Genomic DNA, 7,537 nt, shown 5'->3' on the forward strand with positions numbered 1-7,537 from the left:
GGGCTACTCGCTCGACACGCCGCTCGCCCACATGGCGCAGCAAGCGCGCTGGGCCCGCTTCGCCGACGGCGCCGACGAGGTGCACCAATGGCGCATCGCCCAGCGCACCATCGACGCCTACAAGCGCGACAAATCGACGCGGGCGGCGACGGGAAATCTGCCGTTGTAGCCCCCAAGGCAGTACATGGACTCCGTGGGACAACGCCCGTTCACACGCTAGTCCCGACCGCCGTCGCCCCCAGTCCCCAGCCGGCCCGATCGACACGGCCCGATCGGTAGGCTTGCCTACGGGAGGGACTGCGTGATGGCGGCGTCAAAGGTTCCCAGCGCCGAGGCAGCTCTCTCCGCATCGTCGCGGCTTGTTGCGGCGACGAGTAGGGTCTGGTCCGTGCGTCGGTCCGCAGCGAGAATGAGCACGTTGCGCAGCGCGAACGGTTGCAAGTTGCGATGCGAGTTGCTGCGTGGCGAAAACACCAGCGTCACATGGGCGCCGGGAACGGTTGTCGCGCTGACTCCGTCTGTGCGGATTGGCAGTGACACTAGCTCGAGGCCAGAGACGCTGGCGGGATCGATCGGAGTGGCGCTGAGCTGGCTGGAAACGAGCGGAGAACCAGCGGTGATCGGTTGCAAGGCATAGCGACCAACCACCTCCGACGGCTTGGTGAAGCTCCCTCGTTCCAGGGCGAGACGCTTGAGGGCGACATCACCGAGCGTGATGACGTGAAATGCCGGCAGGCCACGGCTGCCGGCGACGACCTGCTCGACCCGAGCCGAAAACCCCGGCACGATGCCAACAGCCCGGAGCACGAGCAGCAACAGAACGATCGGTCCGATTAGGAACACGGCATCCTGGCAGCGGCGCTCCCGCTTCTTTCGTGTAGCATCCTCAGCCAACACCTGTGCAGCGAGCAATTCGGTCAAGCGGCGGACGCCGATGTGGGTATCCCGATTGAGCGTAGTGATGCCGTTGTCGAAGTCCTGCCCGACGCGTTCCCAGAGTTCGTCGATGGTGTGGATGTCAACGCCCGGTTCCTGTAGCCGGGCGATCTCGTAGCCCAAGACATACTTGAGTTCATCGATGGCGGTCATCGCTGAGGGGTAGCGGTGAAGGGTGGCGACTCGACCGACCTTATGGCTTAAGCACAATCACCGTTCCCCCGGGCAGATCCGCCATACTGGGCAGCGTTATCGTCACGCGGCCGCTCAAGATTGCGACGCGCACCATGCTCTCGTCTACCGCCCGAGGCAGCCGCACACCTAGAGCCCGGACGCCCTTGTGCTCGACCGCAAGGAGTGTCCCCGAGACTCTGACCTTAAGCTGTTTGACGTCAACGCCTGGCAGAGGCACTTCCATGATGGTCATATCGGGCTCATGGCTCCGTGATATCTCCATGAATTCCGAGCCCATAAGCAGATCATGATCGGTCACACTAACGACTGGCGCCTGAATTCCGACGTCACTCTTTGGCAAACGGCTCATTTTCCCCTGCCCTTTCCGGGGTCATACTACCCCTACGCTCCTGGCTGCGCCGTCTGGCTGACAGCCTTGGCTAGCGTAACTGCTCGATACGTCACCTCTACAATCCTACCGGAAGCCACTCGGTCTACCAGGAATTGGTAAGGATTGACCCCGATACACCGCACGAAACCACCGTCGGCACGGGCCGAATTCCACTCAAGCCAATATCCTTGTGGCAAGGTGTCGCCGATTACGAGGTTGCGTACCTCTATCGACTCAAGATTCCTTACGCGCAGGAATACGGTTACGATGTTGTTCGCAACCTTTATGCCCCGCGCAACCTCCAACTTGGCTGAACTCGGCACAGCCCGCGCGTACGTAGGCGCGGCAGGAATGGCAGGCGGGTCACTCGGGGATGGGCCGACAATCATTTGGCGAGAGATCTCGTACCACTGCTGTCGTTCCTCGCTCTGGGTGGACACCGTCGACGAGTAGCCCAACTGCTTGAGGAGATCGGAACGATACAAGTCAAACGCCCCCATCACGACCTGGCCCCACGCGCCCGCGCGCCCTATGGCAGCTAGGCAAAAGGCGTACGAAAAGCCCGCACACACTGTGACCTCAACCGACCAGATAGTCGCCGCACTCCATGCAGTCAGTGGAGTGCCCCTCAATAGTCCAACGGCAAGCAATGCCAACCCCAGCAGAGCACTCAGCAGAGAGCTGTTGAGCATGAAATCGAACGACGTCTTCGCTTCGTCGATCGTTGCGGCGTAGTCCTTGTCGATCTTAGCGATCAGCCGCGGCCAGAGCGTCACCGCGTCCATCTCATATTGCAGGTAGGGATAGTACTCGAAGGCGCGGATTACGTTCCCCAGACGCGTGGGCAAGACCAGCTCGACACGGCCCGGGAAGCCGCTTTCTGTGCGCTCCCAGAGCTTTTTCCACAAACCAATAATTTCGGTGTATTGTTTCGCGACTGTCTGATCTTCAGTGAGACGCTTGGCCATAGCCCGAAGCAGCGTGCGCATGCCTCGGATCCGCACGCTGGCTGCCGTCAGCTCGGCTTGGTACTGCCGAGTCCAGCGCTTCCCGAGCGACGATTCTTGCCAAGGGTAGCCTTCGTAGAAACGAATGATCGGAATGTTGAGATTGTACAGTGCCCCGCTGAGCGCCAGGGTGACCAACGAGATGACGACGACCTTCCACTGTACGTCGAGCGCTTCCAGCCCCGTCGGCCATACTGCCTCAGAAGGCAGCATCGGCGCCACCAACACCAGACTCAGGGCTACGAAGAAGGCGGTCGGCAGCAAGGTGCTCAGGATCAGCGACTTGCTGAATTGTCCGGAGATCGATGACAAGATGCTAGTCATGCCATGCCTCGCACCACCGAACGGACCGCACTATCTCACATTAGACCCGATAGAACCGGCGTCAGGTACAGACTCTACCACAACTGCGCCTGGCTTGTCACCTACATATAGTGTAGCCCGAGCGCGCCGTGCACCTGCATGGCGCGCTCCACGACGCGGTTCAGTATGTTGGCGACGATACACCCTGCCCTGAGCATCGTTGAAGGGCGCTGGCGCGCATGGCGCAGCACGCCCGCTGGGCACACTTCGCCGACGGCGCCGACGGAAGTGCACCAATGGCGTGTCGCTGCGCTCGGTGTCTGATGACAAATACCGCGTTCATGCCGGCTATCCACGACTGTTGTGCCTTGTTCAAGCACATTGACAGACTCCTTCAGAATCCGGTAACGGGCAGAGGTCTTGGCTCACCATGCCGGCGCGCCTCGGCGGCGCACACCGCAGAAGTCCTCCGCTGAGAGGTCGGCGTTCAAATCCGGCCCGGCGCAGCTGCACCCGGCGTTTCCCACTTCGAGCGGCCGACCCGACAGGCGGGGCGCGGCATGCCTCTGGCTCGTTCTCCTGGCGGCCATCCTCGTACGCTTGCCGAACTTGAACGAGAGCCTGTGGTTCGACGAGGTCATGTACACCGGCGTGGGATTGACGGGCGATTCCCTGCGCTGGGTCCTGTTTCACGACGTCCACCCACCCCTTTACGCACTGGTCGTCTGGGCGTGGATCCAGGTGTTCGGCGACAGCGAAATCGCCGTGCGCCTGCCGTCGCTGTTGTGCGGCCTGGCATCCGTTGCGCTCACCTTCGCGCTCGCGCAGCAGTGGTTTGGTTCGCGCATCGCGTTCCTCGCCGCGATGTTATTGGCTCTCTCGCCCGCCCACATCTGGTACTCGCACGAAAACAAGACCAACATGCTGCTGGTACTCTTGACTGTAACCCTCATATGGGGGCTCGATCGGGCCTGGCGTAGCGATCGCCGGCGGGACTGGGCGGTGTTCCTGATCGCGTCGGCGTTGGCGTTGTGGACCAACGTGTTTGCCGTGTTCGTGGTCCTGGCGGCTCTTCTTTGGCTGTGGCTAGAGGCCCTCCGAGCGCAGCGGCTACGGCGGGCAGTGGTCTCGACGATAGTGGTGATCTGCGCCTGTCTGCCCATTGCGATTGCCGATCTGAGGCAAATCGGGAGTTTGCAGCGCAGCTACCTTCGACCGTTTACCCTGGAGGAAGTGTACAAACTACTCCTCATTTATCTCAGCCACGGGAACACGCTGCGCACGCTGTCGCCGTATGCCCGGCTGGAGGCCATGCTGTTACAGCCGTGGCCGTTTTTCCTCGTGGATGGATTGTTCGCCTGTCTGCTGGTGGTCGGATTCGTCTGGCTGATTCGGAATGGCGGGAACGCCAAGCCGCAGCCACTGATGAACCGGCCGGCGCACCGCCTGTTGGTATTCTACTTCATCGTACCCTTACTTGCCCTTTGGGTCGCATCACGCATCCACGCACCCATCTACATCGAGCGCAGCATGCTGATTCTGCTCGTGCCGTACGTCATGCTGCTGGCCGCGGGCGTGTTTGCGATTCCACGTCCTCCGCTCCGGTACGTGGCGCTGGCGGCCTTGCTGCTGCTCAACGGCTGGGCCCTGCTGAATTTGTGGGTCATGAAGAGCGACACCTGGACCGTGTACAAGCAGAAGAACGACTGGCGGGCCGCGGCGCAGTTCTTCGGAGCGGAGATGCACAACAGCACCATGCCACTGGTGATCTTCGCGACCGCGCCCGCTTCGGTGTTGGTGTACTACGACCATCGATTCTCGGAGCTTGCCGATGCTGATGACGCGGGCCGTCCGGAAGCGAAGGCGCTCATCGCCTACGTGTCGCGTAATGGCGAACGGTCCCTTGCTGACCGGCTACGCCGTGACCACACCGACACGTGCTATCTGATCGAAGACCGGTATTGGGGAAACGGTTTTAACCAACTCCTCGCCGCCGTGACCAAGGACCCCGCCTTTCAGCTGCTGGCGCAGCGCTCGTTCAAGGGCCTCAACGTGTTCAAGTTCAGATTGCTGGCGGAGCCGTAACGACGATGAAGTTGTTCCGGCACTGCCGGGAACGCGGCGCCAACGTGAAGTGCGGCAGTTTGGTCGTGAGACGCGGGCCGGCGGCGCCGGTCGATCTAGCCGTACTCGCCGTCTTTGTCATTGGCGTATCCCTGCGAGTTTTGTTGGCGATAGTGAACGCCGACGCGAACGATTCGCACCTCCCTGTGATCCGCATCATTGCATTTGAAAATCGATTCCCCGAGAAATCTGAGGTGTGGGAGGCGTTCCAACCGAAGCTGTACCACGCCACGGTGGCTATGATCTGGAAGTTGTGGCCGACGGCCTCAATGTGGGTGTTGACGCGTATCGCCCAGGCGGTGAGCTGCACGGCTGGCATTGCCACACTTGTTGTGGTGCTCGTATTCCTGCGCCGGCTGAGCATCAGCCCCAGGGTGCGCTTCCTCGTGTTTGCGCTTGTTGCCCTCAATCCAGAATTGATCGGCATCAGCGCGCAGGCCACGAATGATGCCTTCGTCATTTTGTTCGGGACATTGGTGCTCTATTTCGGTTTCCTGTTTTTTCAGGACGGGAAGAGGAATGCGTTTGTCGCGCTGATTGTCGCCGCCTGCCTCGCCGGTCTTTCCAAAGGCAACGGATTAGTGGCCATCGCGGCGGTGTTGACCACGTTCGGTGTGGCAGCGCTGTGGCACAGCCCGACGTATAGGCTCCGCGGGGGCAATTGGCACTGCATGCAATGATATTCGCCGTCGTCGTCCTACCCATCGTATGGGAGATTGGTCCTTACGGGATGCATCAGCGCCAGTACGGTTCGGCCTTCGTGACGAACTGGCCCAGCTCATACGTTCGTCCCGGGTTCACCTCCGTGGCGCAGGGACTCCTGACCTTTCGTCTCCTCGACCTCATCCAGCATCCCTTTAACACGCACGGTATGACTCTTTACCCAGCGCACAGAACGTCGCTATGGTCGCGGCTATATGGGCAAGCACATTTTGTGCATTTCGAGCAGTGGCCACGCTCGTGGCAGTCGCGGGAGCCAGCCTTACAGGACCTTGGCCGGCTGCTCTTGGTGGTTGGACTCTTGCCGTCCGCGCTCCTGGGATGGCAATTGTGGGCAACTGGAGTGACGGCCGCGGGCTGGCTGTGGCGAAAACGTAGGGAGGGAACGGTGCTCTTCGGTCCCGTGCTACTCGCGCTCGCAGCCTTTGGCCACCTCGCCTTCGTGGCAGGTTATGCCTACCTCCAACCGGACTTCTCGAGCATGAAGCTGATTTTTATCTTTCCCGGACTGCTGGGCTTCGTCATGCTTCTCGCCTCGGCAACGGAGGACTTCTCCGGTTGGTGCAGCCAGCGGCCAGCGCTTGAGCCGCTGGTGCACTCTGTGTTTGCTGTGTTGTTGCTCGGCTATGTAATCGACGTCAGCGCCCTCATCCTGCAACTCTCGTAAGCCGGGCGTTGGCGGCGCACGGATCTGGAACCCATGGGGGACATAGTTGTGCGCCGCGCCAAGGCGCGGCCTTCGAGAAAGTGGTACCTCTCAGAAGGAAGGATGGAGCGTATAGAGGCAGAGGATGCCATCTTGCTCATTGATCTCCGCCTTGGTCGGCTCGCCGTTCACAACCTTGCGGACCAGCTCGATGATCTCACCGCCCACGTCCTCCAGGCATTTGCCCTCCAGGATGGTGCCGGCATTGATGTCCATGTCGTCCTCCATGGCCCGGCAGAGGGCGCTGGTACTGGCCACCTTGATGACCGGCACGATGGGGAAGCCGATAGGGCTCCCTCTCCCGGTGGTAAAGATCATCAAGTGTGCTCCTCCGGCGGCCACACCCGCCATGGACTCCGTGTCGTAACCGGGGGCGTCCATGAGGACCACGCCTTTCTGCGAAGGGATTTCCGCATAGTCGACCACCTGGGTGATCGGACGTGTCCCGGCCTTGGCGATGCAGCCCAGAGATTTCTCGCGAATGGAGCTCATCCCGCCGTCCATGTTGCCCGGAGAGATGACGTACGGAGCCAAGGGCCCCAGCAGATCGCGGGTCAGCTGCTCGGCATCGCTGATCATCTGGGCGATCTTTCCTGCCACTTCAGGAGAGCAGGCCCGGCGTTCGAGTATATGGCTGGTACCGATCATCTCCGTATCCTCCGTCAGGATGACCGTGCCACCCTGATCGACGAGCCAGTCCGCCGCCACTCCCACGCTGGGATTGGCGGTCACTCCGGAGAAGGCATCGGAGCCGCCGCACTCGAGTCCCATGACGATGCGGTCCGGACCAAAGGGCTTCCGCTCCATTTTCTTGGCCTCCTCAAGCATCTTCGTTACGAACGCTATCCCCTTGGCCGCCGCCTTGCGGGATCCACCGTCCTGCTGGATAGAGACAAACTCTACCGGCTTTTTCGACTCGGCAATATCCGCCGCCAGCCGTTCACCCTTGATGACCTCGCAACCCAAGCCGATGACCAGGACCGCCGCCACATTCGGGTGCCTACCCAGATTGGTCAGTGTCCTTGCATGTAAGCCCACCTCCAGGGCTCGGCCACAGCCATGGCCATGATAGATGGGCACGACTTCGGGGACCGCCTTGGCGATCAGGCGCACCACGCCGTTGGCGCAGGAGACGGATGGAATCACCACGACGTGGTTTCTGATGCCGACCGACCC

Annotated in this window: 6 protein-coding genes; 3 read left to right on the forward strand and 3 right to left on the reverse strand. The window is 61.2% G+C overall.

What is annotated here, in order from left to right:
• Window positions 1-285 precede the first annotated feature (285 nt).
• Both VF515_07525 and VF515_07530 read right to left on the reverse strand, forming a co-directional pair.
• Entirely contained in the window at window positions 286-1,089 is an 804-nt protein-coding gene (locus VF515_07525; GenBank protein HEX7407487.1) for an SAF domain-containing protein, read from the reverse strand.
• Between the two features lie 423 nt (window positions 1,090-1,512).
• Window positions 1,513-2,832, reverse strand: a complete 1,320-nt coding sequence (locus VF515_07530; protein HEX7407488.1) for a hypothetical protein — start codon at window positions 2,830-2,832, stop codon at window positions 1,513-1,515.
• A gap of 588 nt (window positions 2,833-3,420) precedes the next feature.
• On the opposite strand from VF515_07530, the gene VF515_07535 reads away from it, so the two are divergent.
• From VF515_07535 to VF515_07545, 3 genes are all read left to right on the forward strand, one after another.
• Window positions 3,421-4,896: a glycosyltransferase family 39 protein gene (locus VF515_07535; GenBank protein HEX7407489.1), complete on the forward strand. Its 1,476-nt coding sequence runs from the start codon at window positions 3,421-3,423 to the stop codon at window positions 4,894-4,896.
• A gap of 5 nt (window positions 4,897-4,901) precedes the next feature.
• Complete coding sequence (locus VF515_07540) at window positions 4,902-5,615, forward strand: phospholipid carrier-dependent glycosyltransferase (GenBank protein HEX7407490.1); 714 nt, start codon at window positions 4,902-4,904, stop codon at window positions 5,613-5,615.
• Window positions 5,616-6,043: 428 nt separating this feature from the next.
• Window positions 6,044-6,322 (forward strand): hypothetical protein, encoded by a 279-nt coding sequence (locus tag VF515_07545; protein HEX7407491.1) that lies wholly within the window; start codon window positions 6,044-6,046, stop codon window positions 6,320-6,322.
• A 90-nt stretch (window positions 6,323-6,412) separates the two neighbouring features.
• Here the strand turns inward: VF515_07545 and VF515_07550 are convergent.
• On the reverse strand, window positions 6,413-7,537 hold a 1,125-nt coding region (locus VF515_07550; protein HEX7407492.1), incomplete at its 5' end, for a UxaA family hydrolase.

It is taken from the genome of Candidatus Binatia bacterium, from assembly GCA_036382395.1.
GTDB lineage: Bacteria > Desulfobacterota > Binatia > HRBIN30 > HRBIN30 > JAGDMS01.